Consider the following 17,121-nt stretch of genomic DNA (forward strand, 5'->3'; position numbering starts at 1 on the left):
AAAGTATGGACACTATAACACACCCGACCGACGATTTTCAGACGGCCTTTGATGCCAAATTCCTCTATAATTCAAGGCAACCTATTTTTCATTCCGCCCCAAAGGATCATCATGAGCGACTACACCCGCACCGGCCGCACCGCCGACAGCCTGCGCGACATCAAAATTACCCCCAATTTCCTCCCCCACGCTGACGGCTCCTGCCTTATCGAGTGTGGCAACACCAAAGTGATTTGCACCGCCTCCATCGACGAAAATGTCCCACCGTTCCTGCGCGGTAAAGAACAAGGCTGGGTGACGGCCGAATACGGCATGTTGCCTGCTTCCACCGCCTCCCGTATGCGCCGCGAGGCCGCCGCGGGCAAACAGTCCGGTCGCACACAAGAAATCCAACGCCTGATCGGCCGCTCGCTGCGTGCCGTCGTCGATATGGAAAAACTCGGCGAACGCCAAATCCTGATTGACTGCGACGTCATCCAAGCCGACGGCGGCACGCGTACCGCCTCCATTACCGGTGCCTACGTTGCCCTGCAAATCGCCGTGGACAAACTCCTTTCAGACGGCCTTATCAGCGAAAATCCGATCCGTGAAGCCGTTGCCGCCGTTTCTGCCGGTGTGGTGGGTGGTGTACCGCTTTTAGACTTGGACTATCCCGAAGATTCAGGATGTGACAGCGACGTTAACATCATCATGACCGCATCCGGCAAAATCATCGAAATCCAAGGCACAGCCGAAGGCGCACCGTTTAGCATCGAAGAATTGGGCAAGCTGATTGCCTTGGCGCATAAAGGCATTGCCGAATTGGTTCAACACCAGCAGGCCGCCCTTTTGGCCCGATAATCAGCAAGGCCGTCTGAAAACTTTCAGACGGCCTTTTTTAACCAAACCCCTTTATGCGTATTTACTCAAAAAAGCGCGTCCCATCCTTGAATTTCATGTAAAAAATAGTAATAATAACCCTTTTTCCAGCAAACCAAGCTGCCCGACAACCCCCACAAGAAAGCACGAAACATGGCGTTAATCGTACATAAATACGGCGGCACATCAGTAGGCTCGCCCGAACGCATCAAAAACGTAGCCAAACGTGTCGCCAAAGCCCGCGCCGAAGGACACGACATCGTAGTCGTCGTATCCGCCATGAGCGGCGAAACCAACCGACTGGTCGCACTGGCGCACGAAATGCAAGAACATCCCGATCCGCGCGAACTTGACGTCGTTCTCGCTACCGGCGAACAAGTAACCATCGGCCTGCTGGCCATGGCCCTGAAAGACATCGGTGTTGACGCCAAGAGCTACACCGGCTGGCAAGTCGCCCTCCAAACTGACACTTCCCACACCAAAGCCCGCATCGAAAACATCGACGGCGAAAAAATGCGTGCCGATTTGGCCGCCGGTAAAGTCGTTATCGTAGCCGGCTTCCAAGGCATCAGCAGCGAAGGCAATATCTCAACCCTAGGCCGCGGCGGTTCGGATACCTCCGCCGTTGCCATCGCCGCAGCCCTCAAAGCCGACGAATGCCAAATTTACACCGACGTGGACGGCGTTTACACCACCGACCCGCGCGTCGTACCCGAAGCGCGCCGCATGGACACGATCACTTTTGAAGAAATGATCGAACTGGCCAGCCTCGGTTCAAAAATCTTACAAATCCGCTCCGTAGAATTCGCCGGAAAATACAAAGTGCGCCTGCGCGTACTCAGCAGCCTGCAAGATGGCGGCAACGGCACCCTGATTACCTTTGAAGAGGACGACAACATGGAAAGAGCAGCCGTAACTGGTATCGCATTCGACAAAAACCAAGCACGCATCAACGTACGCGGCGTACCTGACAAACCCGGCGTTGCCTACCAAATCCTCGGCGCAGTTGCCGATGCCAACATCGAAGTCGACATGATCATCCAAAATGTCGGCAGTGAAGGCACAACCGACTTCTCCTTCACCGTTCCACGCGGCGACTACAAACAAACCATCGAACTGCTGCAACAACGCCAAGACAGCATCGGCGCCGCTTACATCGACGGCGACGACACCGTATGCAAAGTCTCCGCAGTCGGCTTGGGCATGCGTTCACACGTCGGCGTAGCTGCCAAAATCTTCCGCACCCTCGCAGAAGAAGGCATCAACATCCAAATGATTTCAACTTCCGAAATCAAAGTATCCGTCCTGATTGACGAAAAATACATGGAACTGGCCACCCGCGTTCTGCATAAAGCATTCGACTTAGGCAACTAATTCCAGCCAATCAAAAGGCCGTCTGAAACTTTATTGTTTCAGACGGCCTTTTTTATTAAAACCTTGCTGTTTCAACACTCAATCCTTCCCTTCTCTCGAAAAATGCTCAATCTCAAATCCGCTCTGACGATAAGCTCGGAAACGGTCTCGGGCTTCGGCCAAATCTTCTAAGCTATTTCCCACAATTTCAAGGATACGGTTTGGAATGGCCGGGGCTTGACTCCAGAAATCAGCAGACAGGTTCAAAACCGTGCAATCTTGCGAAATATTCGGCAATGCGTTTCCAAACGCAAGCAATACCGGCGTTTCAGACGGCATGGGGTCGGTAGACAGCCAGATTTCATGCGGAATAAAGCTTTCGGGAATCTGCTGCCACAAATCAATGTCGAGTTGCTGTACTGCCGCGGCAGAATCCGACCACACCAAAATCTGCCCGCCATCGCGTATGGCGCGCGAAATCAGGCGACAGGCAAAGACGGCCGGCTGTGCGACGTGTGTATAAAAAGTGGCTTTAGGCATGGCGTATTCTTTCGTTTAGGCAATGGATTGACCGGTTTCAGACAGCCTTTTTGGTTTTCAACAATCTCAAGGCATTGCCCAACACCAGCAGCGAGCTGAAACTCATGCCGAGCGCGGCGATCCATGGGGTAACATAACCAAACACGGCCAACGGAACGGCAACCAGATTGTATGCGCTCGCCCAAGTCAGGTTTTGGCGGATGATTTGATGGGTGCGGCGTGCTTGTTCCATCATCACGGGCAAAACGTTCAAATCATCATTGAGCAAAACCACATCCGCACCATCTCGCGCCACATCGGCACTCGTGGCCACGGCTGCCGATACGTCTGCTTGGGCAAGGACGGGGGCATCGTTGATCCCGTCGCCGATCATCATGACTTTACGTCCTTGTTTTTGCAGATTTTCCACATAAGCCAGCTTGTCTTCCGGCGTGGCTTCGGCACAATAGGCATCCAATCCCAGCTCTTGCGCGACTTGGGCTACGGCAGCTTGACGGTCGCCGCTTAAAAGGTGCAGACGGATGCCGTGTTGTTTCAGGTTTTGCAACATTTCAACGGCGCTGTCTTTGATTTGGTCTTCCAATAAAAAGGCCGTCTGAAAACCGCTTTGATTGCCCAAAAAAATAATGCCGCCGGTGTGGTCGATATGGGCAAATGCTTCGGGAAGATTACCGGCAATTTCCGAGACAAACGCTGCTTTGCCCAAAGCCCAAACTTGGGTTTCACCATCAAATTCGATTTGCGCGCTGACACCGTACCCAATACGGTTGACCCGTTGCTGCACTTTCACATCAAGCGCTGATACAGGGCCGTCTGAAAGCGTATGGTTCAAAATGGCACGGGCGATGGGGTGTTCGGATTGCTGTTCCAATGCTTGGGCGATAGCAAGGGCTTGGGCTTCGTTCAGACGGCCAGCGGACAACATACGGCTGACGGAGAGCTGCCCTTTGGTCAGCGTACCGGTTTTATCGAACACGACATCATCAATTTGGGCAAGGGTTTCCAGGCTTTGTTTGCCGCTAATGAGAATGCCGTCTTTGGCAAGTGCGCCAGTCGAAGCAGCCAGCGCGGTCGGCGTGGCAAGCGACAAGGCACACGGGCAGGTAATGACCAGCAGGGCAACGGTAATCCACAAGGCGGTGTGTGCGTCTGCATACCAAGCCCAACCGATAAAAACAGGAATCGCAAGCAAGAGTTCGCCAAACACAAAACTGGACGCGTATTTTTCGGCCAACTCGGCGGCACGCGGTTTTTGCGCCAGCGCGCGGTCGAGCAGTTTGACGATATGGGACAGGCGCGTGTTGCCGCCGGTATGGTCGGTGCGGATGATTAAAGGGCTGCTGGTGTTAAGCGTGCCGGCGGTTACTTTTTCAGACGGCCTTTTGACAATCGGCAAACTTTCGCCGGTCAACATGGCTTCGTTAACTTCGCTCTCACCGGATAAAACCGTACCATCCACCGGAATGACTTCGCCGGGTTTCACAACAATCGTATCGCCGATATTGAGGCGGACGACTGCGGCTTCTTCGATGGCTTCACTTTCCGGATAAGATGGCAAACGGTGGCAGAATGCCGGAACCAGTTTGACCAACCGCTCCGCCGCATCGCCTGCTTTGCGTCGGGCAATCTGTTCCATAAAACGCCCGCCCAACAGGAAAAACAACAGCATGGCGATGGATTCAAAATACATACCCTGCCCTGCGTTGGTGGCCAAGCTGTAAATACCGGCGATAAAGGTCATTACAATGGCAATGGCAATCGGCGTATCCATGCCGACACGGCGGTTTTTCCAGTCGCGCCAGGCGCCGCGGTAAAACGGCAACGCGCTGTAAAACACAACGGGCAACACCATCAAAAAGCCGCCCCAATGCAGGATTTCCAAATAAAGCGGCTCGATGTCGCCGCCGTAAAAATAAGTCGGCAGGGCAAACATCATCGTCTGCATCATACCCAGACCGGCCACTGCCAATCTGACGATAAACTGTTTGCGTTCCTTCTGCGCCTGCACTTCGATTTTTTGCGCATCATAAGGCGCGGCGGTATAACCGGTTTGGCGGATTTTCAGCAGAATGTCTGACAATTCGATGTGGGCGCTGTCCCACACCACGCGGCAGCGATGGGTACTGTAATTCAAATCCACGCGCACTACGCCCTTCATGCGCAACAACTGCTGTTCAATCAGCCACACACACGCGGCGCAGGTAATGCCGCCCAGCATCAACACCGCCTCGCGCTCATCCCCTGCGCCAACCTCGACAAAATCAGCCTGCACTTCGGGCAAATCGTACAGCTTTAATTGCGACAACACTTCCGGTGGCGGCAATTCGGATTTTTCCGCGTCTGCGGTACGCTGTTTGTAATAATTGCCCAAACCAGCATCGATAATACTCTGCGCCACCGCTTGGCAGCCGGCACAACAGGTTTCGTGTTCTTCGTCTTCAAAACGAACCGTCAGATGCAGATGCTCCGGGACTTCAAGTCCGCAATGGAAACAGTTTTTTTGGGGATGTGTGGAAGATGTCATAATGTGTTCGATTTATTTTTCAGACGGCCTGAAACAACCGTCCCAGGGTGTTACATTTTAGCAAAAAGCGTTTTTCCGCCTCTTTTCATTCAATTTTGAATTAACAGGCTGTTGGACTTTGTAAAAAATATGGAAAACAAAGTATTGACCGTTCATCAAACGATGAACGGTAACATATAAATACCGTTTATCTTTAAAAACTTCCGATTATTTTAATGTAAAAATGGAACTTTTTTAAAAATTCCGATACATTCTTTGTTGACCTCAGCCCATTTAAGCAGCATACTTTAGCCATTCCGCGAAGACGGAAATCAAAAAACACACATTTACTTATAAAACTAACTTATTGGGAAACCTCACCATGATTGATCGCCTTATGCCTATCTTCGCCGTTATCGGCATTTTGTCCAGCACCGTATACCTGAGCCTCGCCGCTTGGATGCTTTACGAAAGCGTGTTCAAAAAGAAAAGCCCTCTATCGGCATAATCCTCAGATTTAGAATTTTACGGTAAGGCCGTCTGAACATTCAGACGGCCTTGTTTCATTCCATACTATCAAGCACTTGGCTGTACGGCCAATTCAATCATCGCTTCGCGCAAACCGTCCAAGCCCAAACTTTCGGCAACAGAAACATTCACGCCGACGGCCTGCCCGGAATTGTCGCGCAAAATGCCTGCTTCACGCACACCCGACGGCAGCAAATCGATTTTGTTGTACACCACCAATTGCGGAATTTCATGCGCGCCGATTTCTTCCAAGACTTCGTTGACATCGTCCATCTGCCGTTCAAAATCGGTATTGGACGCATCAACAACGTGCAGTAGCACATCCGCCATTGCCGTCTCTTCCAAAGTAGCGGAAAACGCAGACACCAGCTTGTGCGGCAAATCGCGAACGAAACCAACGGTATCGGTCAAAATCACGCTCGCCTCATGCGACAGGAAAAGCCGACGCGCGGTGGTATCCAAAGTGGCGAACAACTGGTCTTTCGCCAATACGTCCGCTTTGGTCAACCGGTTGAACAGGCTGGATTTTCCGGCGTTGGTATAGCCGACAATGGCAAAGGTTTTCAGACGGCCGCTCATGCGCGATTTGCGGCGTGTGGCGCGTTGTTTGCGGACATCGGCAAGCTGCTTTTTCAATGCCGTAATTTTCTGTCCGATTAAGCGGCGGTCAGTTTCCAGCTGGGTTTCACCCGGCCCTTTCAAGCCAATGCCGCCCTTCTGACTTTGCAAATGTCCATAACCGCGTATCAGCCGTCCGCTCAAATGGTTCAACTGAGCCAGCTCCACCTGCAGCTTACCTTCCTGCGACTGGGCGCGTTTGGCAAAAATCGCCAAAATCAAACCCACTCTGTCGAGGACGCGACATTGAAGCTCTTTTTCCAGATTACGCTCTTGTGTCGGCGTGAGTTCGTGGTTGAACACGACCAGCCCGACATCATGCTGCTTGACCACTGCCGCCAACTCTTCCGCCTTGCCCGTACCGACAAACAAAGCCGGATGCGGTTTGTCGCGGCGTGAAGTTTCGATAGAAACCAAATCACCGCCGGCCGCGCTCACCAATTCTGCCGCTTCGGTCAAAGCCGTCTGAAAGCCGCGCTCGCGCGTTTCGTTTGCGCCGGAATAGTCCGCCGTCAGCATCACGCCGACCAAGAGAACGCGTTCGGGCTGTTCCAAAGATTTATCGACGGAAAACAGATTGCGTTTGCTCAAAAAATTTCCTTTCAGCCGGCATTATTGCCGGGGCAAAGTCCTGATTAACGGTTTTTCAAAATATCGGCAAAATATTCGGTCACTTCCGCCAAACGTCCGCCCTGCTCGGCATAAGGCTGCATGACGGCCACCAGCTGCTCCAACACTTCGCGCGTTTCGGTTTGCGCGTGTTCGCGGTAGAGCCACATATTTTGCATGGTCACCGTGGTCAATGCCTCGCGTACATTAAGCAAGAGTAAGTGGCGGCAAGACTCATAGCCTTGGCGCAAATCGCCGGCCGCATATGCGGTAACCGACAATTCATAATCAATGTCCAACTGATAAACATTGCTTTGGACAAAAAGAATATCGTCGTTCGGGAACGGGATGCGTTTCGCCATCAGGCCGATTGCATGGGAAATGCGGTATTTTCCTTCCTGACGCAGCATGGTTTGCGCAAGGTAGAGACACTCGGCACGGCGCGGGTTGTAATCGTAGCCTGCCAACCAAGTCGCCAAGGCTTCATCGCGTTTGCCCATTAATTTGTAGCACTCGCCCAACTGTTGGTAAGAAACCGACACTTCCTCGATCCAACCGCCCAACTCGATGCGTTTTTTAAACCATTCGCTCGCACGCTCGGGCATATCAGAATCCCAATAAGAACGTGCCGCATAAAAGGCGTAACGCGGTTTCAGGTCTTCATCTTCAGGGCTGTAAAACGCTTTTTCCAAAGAAACGGCGTCAAGCAGGTATTTGTTCGCCATATTGCTGCGTGCGCCGAAACGGCCGCTGAGAACCGTATAGTCGCCATGAAGCGTGGCTTCACTGGTATCTTGTTTGTCGGTCTCGATAAATTCGTGCAACACGCCGCGCCAGTAGAATGTTCCGTCATTACGCAACAACAGCGGACGATAATAAACCACGCTGCCCATGGCATTTCTCATGCGGAGGCGGTAGCGGTCGGCTGTCAGCTCGGGCAATTCTAATTTGCCTTCAAAGCGGTCGTCCGCATCAAAAATCAACACGTAATCGGTTTTGTCTTTTGCGTGTTTCAAAGCCTGATTGCGGTTGTATGCAAAATTTTGCCAACCATCATGATGAATCTCACCTGCGATGCCCTTTGCATCGAAAAAGCGACGGATCACGCCGACGGTATCATCGGTCGAGCCGGTGTCGCTGATGATATAGTAGTCAAGTTTGATGTGGTCGGTGATGTTGGCCAGTGTTTCTTCGATGATTGCCGCTTCGTTTTTGACAATCATATTCAAGCAGATGGTTTGGGACATTTTCAATAGCCGCATTGGTTTGGAAAGGTATTATTTTACTTTAGCATTTTGTTTTTTGCACACAAAATACTCAGGCCGTCTGAAGATTGTCTTTCAGACGGCCTGAAGTTTATTTTGCTTATCTTTTTTCCTGACGACGTATCAGATACACCGCCAACAGTGCAAATAAAACCGTCGGCAAGGCACCGGCCAAAAACGGCGGCACGCCGTACAACTGGCTGGTAAAGCCGAAGAGCCGTCCGGCAAAGTGGAACAGCAAACCGAGGCAAATACCGCCAAAAAGTTTCAAGCCCATATTGCCGTGGCGCGTGGTTTGCGGCGTAAAGGCGAAGGCAACAAGCGCCATCACCCATGCGGCAACGGGATACACCAGCTTGCGCCACCATGCGATGGCATAGACTTGGGTATTTTGGTTGTTTTTTTCCAGATGGTCGATGTAGGTGGTCAACTCGCCGACAGACATTTGGTCGGGCTTGACGAGCAATACGTCCAGCAGGTTGCGTTTGACAGAAATCGGCCAGTTTTCTTCAGCCGCAGTAGAGACCTCGACTTTATCTTCGCCCAATATGCTGCGGCGGATATTTTTCAGCTGCCAGCTGCCGTCTGGATTCAAAACGGCTGATTCTGCTTCTGCCGCTTGGGTCAATTCGTTTTTATCGTTGCGCTGCCAAATTTTGATGCCTAAAAGCGTATGGTCAGGCAACATTTCGCGCACGTTGATAATGCTGTTTTTTTCTTTCAGCCAAAGGCCGGTATTGCCGGTACTGATTTTGCCGTTGATGGCGGCGGCTTTGATGTTTTCGGCTTTTTGGCTCAGCGTGGGGGCGACCCATTCGCCAAGAGCGACGGTGGCAATGGCGAAAATCAGTCCGAACTGCGACAGAATCAACAGCAGCTTTTTGGTACTCATGCCGCTGGCTTTGATAACGGTCAGCTCACTGCCGGAAGCCAGTTGGCTGAGGGAAATCAGGCCGCCGATCAAAACGGCGAGCGGCATCAGTTCATATGCGCGCGCAGGCATCTGCATTAAAACATACTGCCCCAACTTTGCGCCGTTATAGCTGCCTTTTCCAAGATCGCCGACTTCGTTAATGATTTCAAAAAAGCTGTACAAAGCAAGGAAGGCAAGGAGGGCGTAAACCGCCATAACCGCCATTTGACGGATGATGTAACGTGAAATCAAGTTCATTTTCCGCCTTTCAATGTCAGACTTTTGGCAACCGCCTGCCAGAAGGGTTGGCTGGGCATACTGCGCACACGCAGCAGGACGACGGCAATCACAAACATGATGATGTGCATAGGCAGCAGTCCGAGCCAGAAATGGATTTTGCCGTCCTCCACAGCATTGCGCAGGAAGGTCAGCCCGTTTTGGTAAACCAAAAATAAACCGATAGCAATCAGGATATTGTAGGTGTGGCCGCTGCGCGGATTGAAATAGGAAAGCGGCACGGCAAGCAGGCACAACAACAAAACGCTGACGGTCAAGGAAATACGCCACATCAATTCCGCTTGGTGTTGGGGATTGCTGCTGCCAATCAGTTGGGCAGTCGGAATGGTACGGCGGTGTGAAACAGGGTCGATGAGTTTGGGCGTGGTGCTGATAATCAGGCTGAGGTGTTGGAAAGAAACGCGGTTGTAATCGGCTTTGCCGGGCGTACCGCTGTAACGGTAACCGTCGCGCAATTCAAGCGTACGTTTGTTGTCGGTCAGCGAAAAATTGCCCTCTTTGGCAAAAACGATGTTGTCGTTGCCGTTTTTATCCTGCTCACGCAGAAACAGGTTTTTCATGATGCCGGATTCGGTATCGAAGGTCTCGACAAAATAAACCCTGCCGTTGCGCTTGCCCAAGCTATTGAACTCGCCGGCTTCCACCAAAGACAATTCCTGCTTCTGCTTCAAAATTTCGGCATATTCGCGGCTGCGCAACTCTGCCCACGGCATCACCCAAAGCTGCATGACGGCAATCAAAATGGCAAACGGCACGGCAAACTGCATGACCGGGCGTATCCATTGTTTCAATGCCAATCCGCAGGAAAGCCAAACCGACATCTCGCTGTCGCGCCAGTAGCGGGTCAATACGGTCAACGTACTGATAAATGCGGTCAACACCAGCAAAAGCGGGGTCATGCCGATTACCCAAAAGCCGACTAAGGCCAACACGGCATCGATGGCGACACGCCCATCGGCTGCACGGCCAAGCAGGTTGATGGCCTGCGTCGACACCAATACCGCCAAGAGGACGACAAAGATGCCGACGGCGGTAAAGGAAAGTTCTTTAATAAAGTTTCTTTGGTAAATCATAAGATTGAGCGTGGTATACGGTTTATGGGAAACCTATATTTATTAATAAGGCTTCAGACGGCATGACACAAATGGAGTACAATGATTTTCATCTGTTCGGACGGTTGGTCACAGGCCGTCTGAACAACCGACAACCGTTCCAATCAGGAGAATAAACGTGAAATTTAGCACAAAAGCCGAAACTTTGCAGGCTCAACAGGCAGGTGCGCAATTATTTGTCTGCGCCGAAGCATCACAACTGAGCAACCCGACTGCCCTCGCCCTCTTCACTTCCCTTGAAGAAGGTCAAAATTTCGCCGACACCAAAATCCCGACGGACAACGGTTTGCAAGCCATTGCCGTCGCCCGCCTCGCCAAAACCGACCGCGCCGCATTGAACAAAGCCGCAGCCGAAGCCGCCAAATGGGCGCAAAATCAAGAAACGGTCAATGTGGACGTTCACGCCTTTGAAGAAGCGCAAGCAGCAGCCGTTGCCGAAGCGTTTGCGATTGCGTTCGGCAATGCCGCCTACCGTTTCGACCGCTATAAAAAAGAAGCCAAACCGGCCAAATTTGCAGAAGCCGTGTTCCACAGCGTACACGAAGCCGCCGTCAAAGAAGCCCTGCGCGTTGCCGAAGCGCAAGTTTACGGACAAAGCCTCTGCCGCGACTTGGGCAATGCCGCACCAAACGAATGTACGCCTGAATTCCTCGCGCGTACTGCCAAAGCCGAAGCCGAAAAACTGGGCGCACACGCTAAAATCATTGAAAAAGACTACATCAAAGAAAACATGGGTTCGTTCTGGTCTGTCGCCAAAGGCAGTGTCGAAGATCCATATTTGGTCGAACTGAGCTATTTCGGTGCGGCCGACAAAGAAGCCGCGCCTGTGGTATTGGTCGGCAAAGGCATTACCTTCGACACCGGCGGCATTTCCCTCAAACCCGGCCTGAACATGGACGAAATGAAGTTTGACATGTGCGGCGCGGCAACCGTCATCAGTACCTTCTGCGCCGCCGTCAAACTGCAACTGCCGATCAACCTCATCGCCGTCGTCGCCACTTGTGAAAATATGCCTTCCGGCGCGGCCAACAAACCGGGCGATGTCGTAAAAAGCATGAAAGGCTTGACCATCGAAGTGTTGAACACCGATGCCGAAGGCCGTCTGATTTTGTGTGACGCGCTCACTTACGCCGAACAATTCAAACCTAAAGCCGTCATCGACGTCGCCACCCTGACCGGCGCGTGCATTATCGCCTTGGGTCATGACGTCAGCGGCGTGATGGGCAACAATCAAGATTTGGTCGACAGCCTGCTGGCCGCTTCCCGCAACGTGGACGACAAAGCATGGCAACTGCCGCTCTTTGAAACCTACAAAGACCAACTCAAATCCAACTTTGCCGACATTCCAAACATCGGCACACCGGGGGCAGGCACGATTACCGCCGCAACATTCCTGTCTTACTTTACCGAAGACTATCCATGGGCACACCTCGACATCGCAGGTACTGCATGGAAATCCGGCGGTGAAAAAGGCGCGACCGGCCGCCCTGTTCCTTTATTGTTGAACTATCTGCGCAATGTGAAATAAATCTTTGGGGGAAGCCTGCGGGGTTACACATTTCAACCCCGCAGGCCGTCTGAAAACGGAATCCGCATTATCTGACTCAACCTGACAAACGGAGAACCACCATGAAACCACTATTTGCCGCATTATCTGCCGCCCTTCTGCTCGGCACATCCATAAGCGCTCAAGCTGCCGAACAAACCACCCCCACCGACCGCAGCATCCAAGTGTATAAACAAGCCGACTTAGCAGAATGGAACCGAGAAAACGCAGCCGGAGGCCAAGGCCCCTTGCTCGGCAGCTTTGCCTTCACACGCCATCAAACCGCCGACCAAGACGCATTCAAAGAAATCGGCTGGCTCACATTACCGCCGGGTGCTTCCATCGGCCAACACAAACATACCGGCAATGAAGACGTTTACATCATCGTATCCGGCAAAGGTGTGTTTACCGACAGCACGGGCAAACAAACCGAAGTCGGCGCCGGCGACATTACCATCGCCCGCCCCGGCCAGTCCCATGCGCTCAAAAATATCGGCAAAAAGCCGTTGGTCTTCCTTGATCTGATTGCAGAGACCGCTGGCGCTAAAGCCGCCGAAACCAAGTAATACTTTCAATGAAAGCAAACAATCTGCCATGACTTTCTGCCTTACCCAAACCAGGCAACAGAGAGATTGTTCCGTTTTCATTTAAACCTACCTACAAGCTAAAGGCCGTCTGAAAACCACGCTTCGTTTTCAGACGGCCTTTTTTTTCTCAAAAATCTTATCATATAAATAATGAAATGTTATATAATAACAGCCTTTCAAAATATGATGAGAAACTAAAATGACACAAACCACACTCAAACCCATTGTTTTATCTATTCTTTTAATCAGCACCCCCATCCTCTCCCAAGCGCATGAAACCGATCAGTCGGTGGACTTGGAAGAGGTTACCGTCGTCGGCAAAAGCCGTCCGCGCACCACATCGGGGCTGTTGCACACTTCGACCGCCTCCGACAAAATCATCTCCGGCGATACCTTGCGCCAAAAAGCCGTCAACTTGGGCGATGCTTTAGACGGCGTACCGGGCATTCATGCCTCGCAATACGGTGGCGGCGCGTCTGCTCCCGTCATTCGCGGTCAAACAGGCAGGCGGATTAAAGTTTTGAACCATCACGGCGAAACGGGCGACATGGCGGACTTCTCTCCAGACCATGCAATCATGGTGGACAGCGCCTTGTCGCAACAGGTCGAAATCCTGCGCGGCCCGGTTACGCTCTTGTACAGCTCAGGCAATGTGGCCGGTTTGGTCGATGTTGCCGATGGCAAAATCCCCGAAAAAATGCCTGAAAACGGCGTATCGGGCGAAGCCGGATTGCGTTTGAGCAGCGGCAATTTGGAAAAACTGACATCTGCAGGCATCAATATCGGTTTGGGCAACAACTTCGTGCTGCATACCGAAGGCTTGTACCGTAAATCGGGCGACTACGCCGTACCGCGCTATCAAAAAGAAGAAGGCCGTCTGAAACGACTGCCCGACAGCCATGCCGATTCCAAAACAGGCACTATCGGGCTGTCTTGGGTTGGGGATAAAGGTTTCCTCGGCGTGGCGTACAGCGACCGTCGCGACCGCTACGGCCTGCCTGCCCACAGCCATCTCTACGACGACTGCCACGCCGACATCATCTGGCAAAAGAGCTTGATTAACAAACGCTATTTGCAGCTTTATCCGCACCTTCTGACCGAAGAAGACGTCGATTACGACAATCCGGGCTTGAGCTGCGGCTTTCACGACGACGATGCACACGCCCATGCCCACAACGGCAAACCTTGGATAGACCTGCGCAACAAACGCTACGAACTCCGAGCCGAATGGAAGCAGCCGCTTCCCGGTTTTGAAGCCCTGCGCGTACACCTGAACCGCAACGACTACCACCACGACGAAAAAGCAGGCGATGCAGTAGAAAACTTCTTCAACAACAAAACACACAACGCCCGTATCGAGTTGCGCCACCAGCCCATAGGCCGTCTGAAAGGCAGCTGGGGCGTGCAATATTTGGGACAAAAATCCAGCGCACTTTCCGCCATCCCCGAGACTGTCCAACAGCCGATGTTGATTGACAACAATGTGCGTCATTACAGCTTTTTCGGTGTAGAACAGGCAAACTGGGACAACTTCACGCTTGAAGGCGGCGTACGCGTGGAAAAACAAAAAGCCTCCATCCAGTACGACAAAGCATTGATTGATCGAGAAAACTACTACAACCAACCCCTGCCCGACCTCGGCGCGCACCGCCAAACCGCCCGCTCGTTCGCACTTTCGGGCAACTGGTATTTCACGCCACAACACAAACTCAGCCTGACCGCCTCCCATCAGGAACGCCTGCCGTCAACGCAAGAGCTGTACGCACACGGCAAACACGTCGCCACCAACACTTTTGAAGTCGGCAACAAACACCTCAACAAAGAGCGTTCCAACAATATCGAACTCGCGCTGGGCTATGAAGGCGACCGCTGGCAATACAATCTGGCACTCTATCGCAACCGCTTCGGCAACTACATTTACGCCCAAACCTTAAACGACGGACGCGGCCCCAAATCCATCGAAGACGACAGCGAAATGAAGCTCGTGCGCTACAACCAATCCGGCGCCGACTTCTACGGTGCAGAAGGCGAAATCTACTTCAAACCGACACCGCGCTACCGCATCGGCGTTTCCGGCGACTATGTACGAGGCCGTCTGAAAAACCTGCCGTCCCTACCCGGTAGGGAAGATGCCTACGGCAACCGTCCTTTTATTGCACAGGACGACCAAAACGCACCCCGCGTTCCGGCTGCGCGCCTCGGCTTCCACCTGAAAGCCTCGCTGACCGACCGTATCGATGCCAATTTGGACTACTACCGCGTGTTCGCCCAAAACAAACTCGCCCGCTACGAAACGCGCACGCCCGGACACCATATGTTCAACCTCGGCGCAAACTACCGCCGCAATACGCGCTATGGCGAGTGGAATTGGTACGTCAAAGCCGACAACCTGCTCAACCAATCCGTTTACGCCCACAGCAGCTTCCTCTCCGATACGCCGCAAATGGGCCGCAGCTTTACCGGCGGCGTTAACGTGAAGTTTTAAAATCGGACAGGCAAATAAAAAAGGTTTTCAGACGGCCGTCTGAAAACCTTTTTCTTGTTTTAACCAATCATTTAAAACTGACTATTAATCTCTCAATACATCTTGCACAGCCGCTTGAATCTTAGCCGCCGCCGCTTCAATTTGCTGCTGTTCGGTAGATTGGCTTGCCACTGTTTCAACCGGAGCAGCTTGAGAAGCCGGAGTAGCTTGAGAAGCAGGCGCAGCTTGTGGAGCAGCGGCGGCTTTAGGCTCAGATTCAGTTTGCGGCGCAGTCAGCGGCAAACGCGCCAATACAGTGCTGACGCCGGTGACTTTATCGCCAATCGCCACTTGCGCCTGCGCATCGACAGGCAGATACATATCCACGCGCGAGCCAAAACGGATAAAGCCATAGCGTTCGCCGCGAGACAGTTTCGCACCTGCTTGGGTGTAGCACAAAATACGGCGCGCCACCAAACCGGCCACTTGAACAAAAGTAATTTCACGACCTGAAGCCGTAGTCGCCAACACCGCATTACGTTCGTTTTCCGTGCTGGCTTTGTCCAAATCCGCATTCACGAATTTGCCTTTGTTATAGACCACTTTCGTTACCGTACAATCGGCAGGCGATTTTTGCGAATGCACGTTGAACACGTTCATAAAAATACTGATTTTCAAAGCATCAACATCACGATACGGATCGCGTGCGCGCTCGACCACCACGATACGGCCGTCAACAGGGCTCAACACCGCTTCAGGATTTTGCGGAATCTCACGCGCAGGGTCGCGGAAAAACTGCAAAGCAAATACGGTAAACACCCAAAACGGCAAAGACCACCAGCCGCAACACATCGACACCAGCAGGCTCAAAGCCAAACCACCGCCGATAATCGGCCAGCCCTCTCGGGCGATAATCGGGTGGGGATACAAACGGTTCATCACTTATCCTTCATTTAATAATTTCAAAATTGCCGCCATTATATCTGAAACTCCAAACATTGAGGCCGTCTGAAATGTTCAGACGGCCAGTGTCTTTTGTAAAAAATACTCAACATAGATAAAGTTTCAGTTTCGGCAACACAATGACGCAGCGTCCTCAACCAGCGGCTAACACGAGCCAACAATACGCTGCAAATATCATTTCGACCAAACCTCCGCCCTCGATTATCTCGACAAGCCCAGTATGACCGCCAACACTAGCCAAATCCAATGCCGACGGCGCGATGTAGAAAACAAAGAGCGTTGAGACAGCAAACGCGTTTGGCTCAACTGATACGCCACATCTGCGAGCTTAATCAACTGATTGCCCTGTCGTGTTTTGCTTTCTTCCGCTTTACGCAGTTTCAAATTTTCCGCTTCAATCCGCAGCCGCACCAGCTTAGCCTCTAAAAGCAGCAGCTCGCGCTCTTCTTCATACTCCTGTCGCTTCATCGTCCGTATCCTTGTCTATCTCACCGCGCAAATACGCAATATCCGATCGAATATCCTGCAAGGTCTCAGCCACGCGACTGCCCTGCTCCCGATAGTCCGCCGATACTTTGCGGAACAATACAGCAATAATCAGCAGACTTACAAAGAAAATGCCGAAAAATACCCACAAAGCGGCCACATCCGACAGCACGCGGTTCAAGCCGAACAGCAAACCGACCAAGCCCACCATCAACAGCGCGCCGGACAACACCAGCCAGATCGCCAACCGGAACACATTCTCCGCCTGACGCGTCAAATCCAAGCTCAATACATGCAAACGCAGCAACAGCAAATCCGCGCCCTGATTCAACAAAGCCTTGCCATGTTCAAAACGCTGGCGAATTCCCATCTTAACTATCCTTTTTTTTTCAGGAAAACATAAGGCAGAGGCCGTCTGCACGGCGCAATGAAATCCATGATCTCATGTACACACCTGTTCAGACGGCCTTAACATATTC

General features: G+C 52.2%; 15 protein-coding genes. 6 read left to right on the plus strand and 9 right to left on the minus strand.

The window, feature by feature from the left end; all coding sequences use genetic code 11:
* Positions 1 to 111 precede the first annotated feature (111 nt).
* Both rph and ACTHRE_RS03730 read left to right on the plus strand, forming a co-directional pair.
* On the plus strand, positions 112 to 840 hold the full coding sequence (gene rph / locus ACTHRE_RS03725; protein ID WP_070504511.1) for a ribonuclease PH: 729 nt from the start codon (positions 112 to 114) through the stop codon (positions 838 to 840).
* Between the two features lie 171 nt (positions 841 to 1,011).
* Complete coding sequence (locus tag ACTHRE_RS03730) at positions 1,012 to 2,232, plus strand: aspartate kinase (RefSeq protein ID WP_070645470.1); 1,221 nt, start codon at positions 1,012 to 1,014, stop codon at positions 2,230 to 2,232.
* A gap of 78 nt (positions 2,233 to 2,310) precedes the next feature.
* On the opposite strand, the gene ACTHRE_RS03735 is transcribed toward ACTHRE_RS03730, so the two are convergent.
* A complete protein-coding gene (locus ACTHRE_RS03735; RefSeq protein ID WP_377072114.1) occupies positions 2,311 to 2,751 on the minus strand; it encodes a DNA polymerase III subunit chi in 441 nt (146 codons plus the stop codon).
* Between the two features lie 37 nt (positions 2,752 to 2,788).
* Positions 2,789 to 5,275: a heavy metal translocating P-type ATPase gene (locus ACTHRE_RS03740; protein WP_377072112.1), complete on the minus strand. Its 2,487-nt coding sequence runs from the start codon at positions 5,273 to 5,275 to the stop codon at positions 2,789 to 2,791.
* 361 nt (positions 5,276 to 5,636) lie between these two features.
* Between ACTHRE_RS03740 and ACTHRE_RS03745 the strand changes: the two genes are divergently transcribed.
* Positions 5,637 to 5,762, plus strand: a complete 126-nt coding sequence (locus ACTHRE_RS03745; RefSeq protein WP_003678791.1) for a hypothetical protein — start codon at positions 5,637 to 5,639, stop codon at positions 5,760 to 5,762.
* Between the two features lie 68 nt (positions 5,763 to 5,830).
* Here the strand turns inward: ACTHRE_RS03745 and hflX are convergent, their stop codons facing one another.
* The 4 genes from hflX to lptF all read right to left on the minus strand — a co-directional run bounded on the left by hflX (position 5,831) and on the right by lptF (position 10,557).
* On the minus strand, positions 5,831 to 6,991 hold the full coding sequence (hflX, locus tag ACTHRE_RS03750; RefSeq protein ID WP_440344843.1) for a GTPase HflX: 1,161 nt from the start codon (positions 6,989 to 6,991) through the stop codon (positions 5,831 to 5,833).
* 44 nt (positions 6,992 to 7,035) lie between these two features.
* On the minus strand, positions 7,036 to 8,256 hold the full coding sequence (locus ACTHRE_RS03755; RefSeq protein ID WP_234395501.1) for a glycosyltransferase: 1,221 nt from the start codon (positions 8,254 to 8,256) through the stop codon (positions 7,036 to 7,038).
* Between the two features lie 118 nt (positions 8,257 to 8,374).
* On the minus strand, positions 8,375 to 9,445 hold the full coding sequence (lptG, locus tag ACTHRE_RS03760) for an LPS export ABC transporter permease LptG (RefSeq protein ID WP_070583631.1): 1,071 nt from the start codon (positions 9,443 to 9,445) through the stop codon (positions 8,375 to 8,377).
* Positions 9,442 to 10,557, minus strand: coding sequence for an LPS export ABC transporter permease LptF (gene lptF, locus ACTHRE_RS03765; protein ID WP_004519285.1), 1,116 nt, complete (start codon positions 10,555 to 10,557; stop codon positions 9,442 to 9,444). The genes lptG and lptF overlap by 4 nt, the downstream gene beginning before the upstream one ends.
* A gap of 157 nt (positions 10,558 to 10,714) precedes the next feature.
* On the opposite strand from lptF, the gene ACTHRE_RS03770 reads away from it, so the two are divergent.
* From ACTHRE_RS03770 to znuD, 3 genes are all read left to right on the plus strand, one after another.
* Positions 10,715 to 12,124, plus strand: a complete 1,410-nt coding sequence (locus tag ACTHRE_RS03770) for a leucyl aminopeptidase (RefSeq protein ID WP_440344844.1) — start codon at positions 10,715 to 10,717, stop codon at positions 12,122 to 12,124.
* 101 nt (positions 12,125 to 12,225) lie between these two features.
* A complete protein-coding gene (locus tag ACTHRE_RS03775) occupies positions 12,226 to 12,708 on the plus strand; it encodes a cupin domain-containing protein (protein WP_377072104.1) in 483 nt (160 codons plus the stop codon).
* A gap of 220 nt (positions 12,709 to 12,928) precedes the next feature.
* Positions 12,929 to 15,214: a TonB-dependent zinc receptor ZnuD gene (znuD, locus tag ACTHRE_RS03780; protein WP_377072102.1), complete on the plus strand. Its 2,286-nt coding sequence runs from the start codon at positions 12,929 to 12,931 to the stop codon at positions 15,212 to 15,214.
* Between the two features lie 84 nt (positions 15,215 to 15,298).
* On the opposite strand, the gene ACTHRE_RS03785 is transcribed toward znuD, so the two are convergent.
* The 3 genes from ACTHRE_RS03785 to ACTHRE_RS03795 form a co-directional block, all read right to left on the minus strand.
* A complete protein-coding gene (locus ACTHRE_RS03785) occupies positions 15,299 to 16,132 on the minus strand; it encodes a phosphatidylserine decarboxylase (RefSeq protein ID WP_101755271.1) in 834 nt (277 codons plus the stop codon).
* Positions 16,133 to 16,357: 225 nt separating this feature from the next.
* Positions 16,358 to 16,624 (minus strand): hypothetical protein, encoded by a 267-nt coding sequence (locus tag ACTHRE_RS03790; RefSeq protein ID WP_070608048.1) that lies wholly within the window; start codon positions 16,622 to 16,624, stop codon positions 16,358 to 16,360.
* Positions 16,605 to 17,012: a phage holin family protein gene (locus ACTHRE_RS03795; protein ID WP_377072099.1), complete on the minus strand. Its 408-nt coding sequence runs from the start codon at positions 17,010 to 17,012 to the stop codon at positions 16,605 to 16,607. Before ACTHRE_RS03795 ends, ACTHRE_RS03790 begins: the two co-directional genes overlap by 20 nt.
* Between the last annotated feature and the right edge of the window lie 109 nt (positions 17,013 to 17,121).

The organism is Neisseria sp. P0001.S007 (assembly GCF_051963655.1).
Lineage (GTDB): Bacteria > Pseudomonadota > Gammaproteobacteria > Burkholderiales > Neisseriaceae > Neisseria > Neisseria subflava_A.

What these genes read in the sequence shown, in the direction of transcription:
- znuD (WP_377072102.1), top strand. Translation starts at nt 12,929, where the DNA reads ATGACACAAACCACACTCAAACCCATTGTTTTATCTATTCTTTTAATC.
- ACTHRE_RS03755 (WP_234395501.1), bottom strand. Translation starts at nt 8,256, where the DNA reads ATGTCCCAAACCATCTGCTTGAATATGATTGTCAAAAACGAAGCGGCA.
- ACTHRE_RS03740 (WP_377072112.1), bottom strand. Translation starts at nt 5,275, where the DNA reads ATGACATCTTCCACACATCCCCAAAAAAACTGTTTCCATTGCGGACTT.
- ACTHRE_RS03775 (WP_377072104.1), top strand. Translation starts at nt 12,226, where the DNA reads ATGAAACCACTATTTGCCGCATTATCTGCCGCCCTTCTGCTCGGCACA.
- ACTHRE_RS03730 (WP_070645470.1), top strand. Translation starts at nt 1,012, where the DNA reads ATGGCGTTAATCGTACATAAATACGGCGGCACATCAGTAGGCTCGCCC.
- ACTHRE_RS03745 (WP_003678791.1), top strand. Translation starts at nt 5,637, where the DNA reads ATGATTGATCGCCTTATGCCTATCTTCGCCGTTATCGGCATTTTGTCC.
- lptG (WP_070583631.1), bottom strand. Translation starts at nt 9,445, where the DNA reads ATGAACTTGATTTCACGTTACATCATCCGTCAAATGGCGGTTATGGCG.
- rph (WP_070504511.1), top strand. Translation starts at nt 112, where the DNA reads ATGAGCGACTACACCCGCACCGGCCGCACCGCCGACAGCCTGCGCGAC.
- ACTHRE_RS03735 (WP_377072114.1), bottom strand. Translation starts at nt 2,751, where the DNA reads ATGCCTAAAGCCACTTTTTATACACACGTCGCACAGCCGGCCGTCTTT.
- ACTHRE_RS03785 (WP_101755271.1), bottom strand. Translation starts at nt 16,132, where the DNA reads ATGAACCGTTTGTATCCCCACCCGATTATCGCCCGAGAGGGCTGGCCG.
- lptF (WP_004519285.1), bottom strand. Translation starts at nt 10,557, where the DNA reads ATGATTTACCAAAGAAACTTTATTAAAGAACTTTCCTTTACCGCCGTC.
- ACTHRE_RS03795 (WP_377072099.1), bottom strand. Translation starts at nt 17,012, where the DNA reads ATGGGAATTCGCCAGCGTTTTGAACATGGCAAGGCTTTGTTGAATCAG.
- ACTHRE_RS03790 (WP_070608048.1), bottom strand. Translation starts at nt 16,624, where the DNA reads ATGAAGCGACAGGAGTATGAAGAAGAGCGCGAGCTGCTGCTTTTAGAG.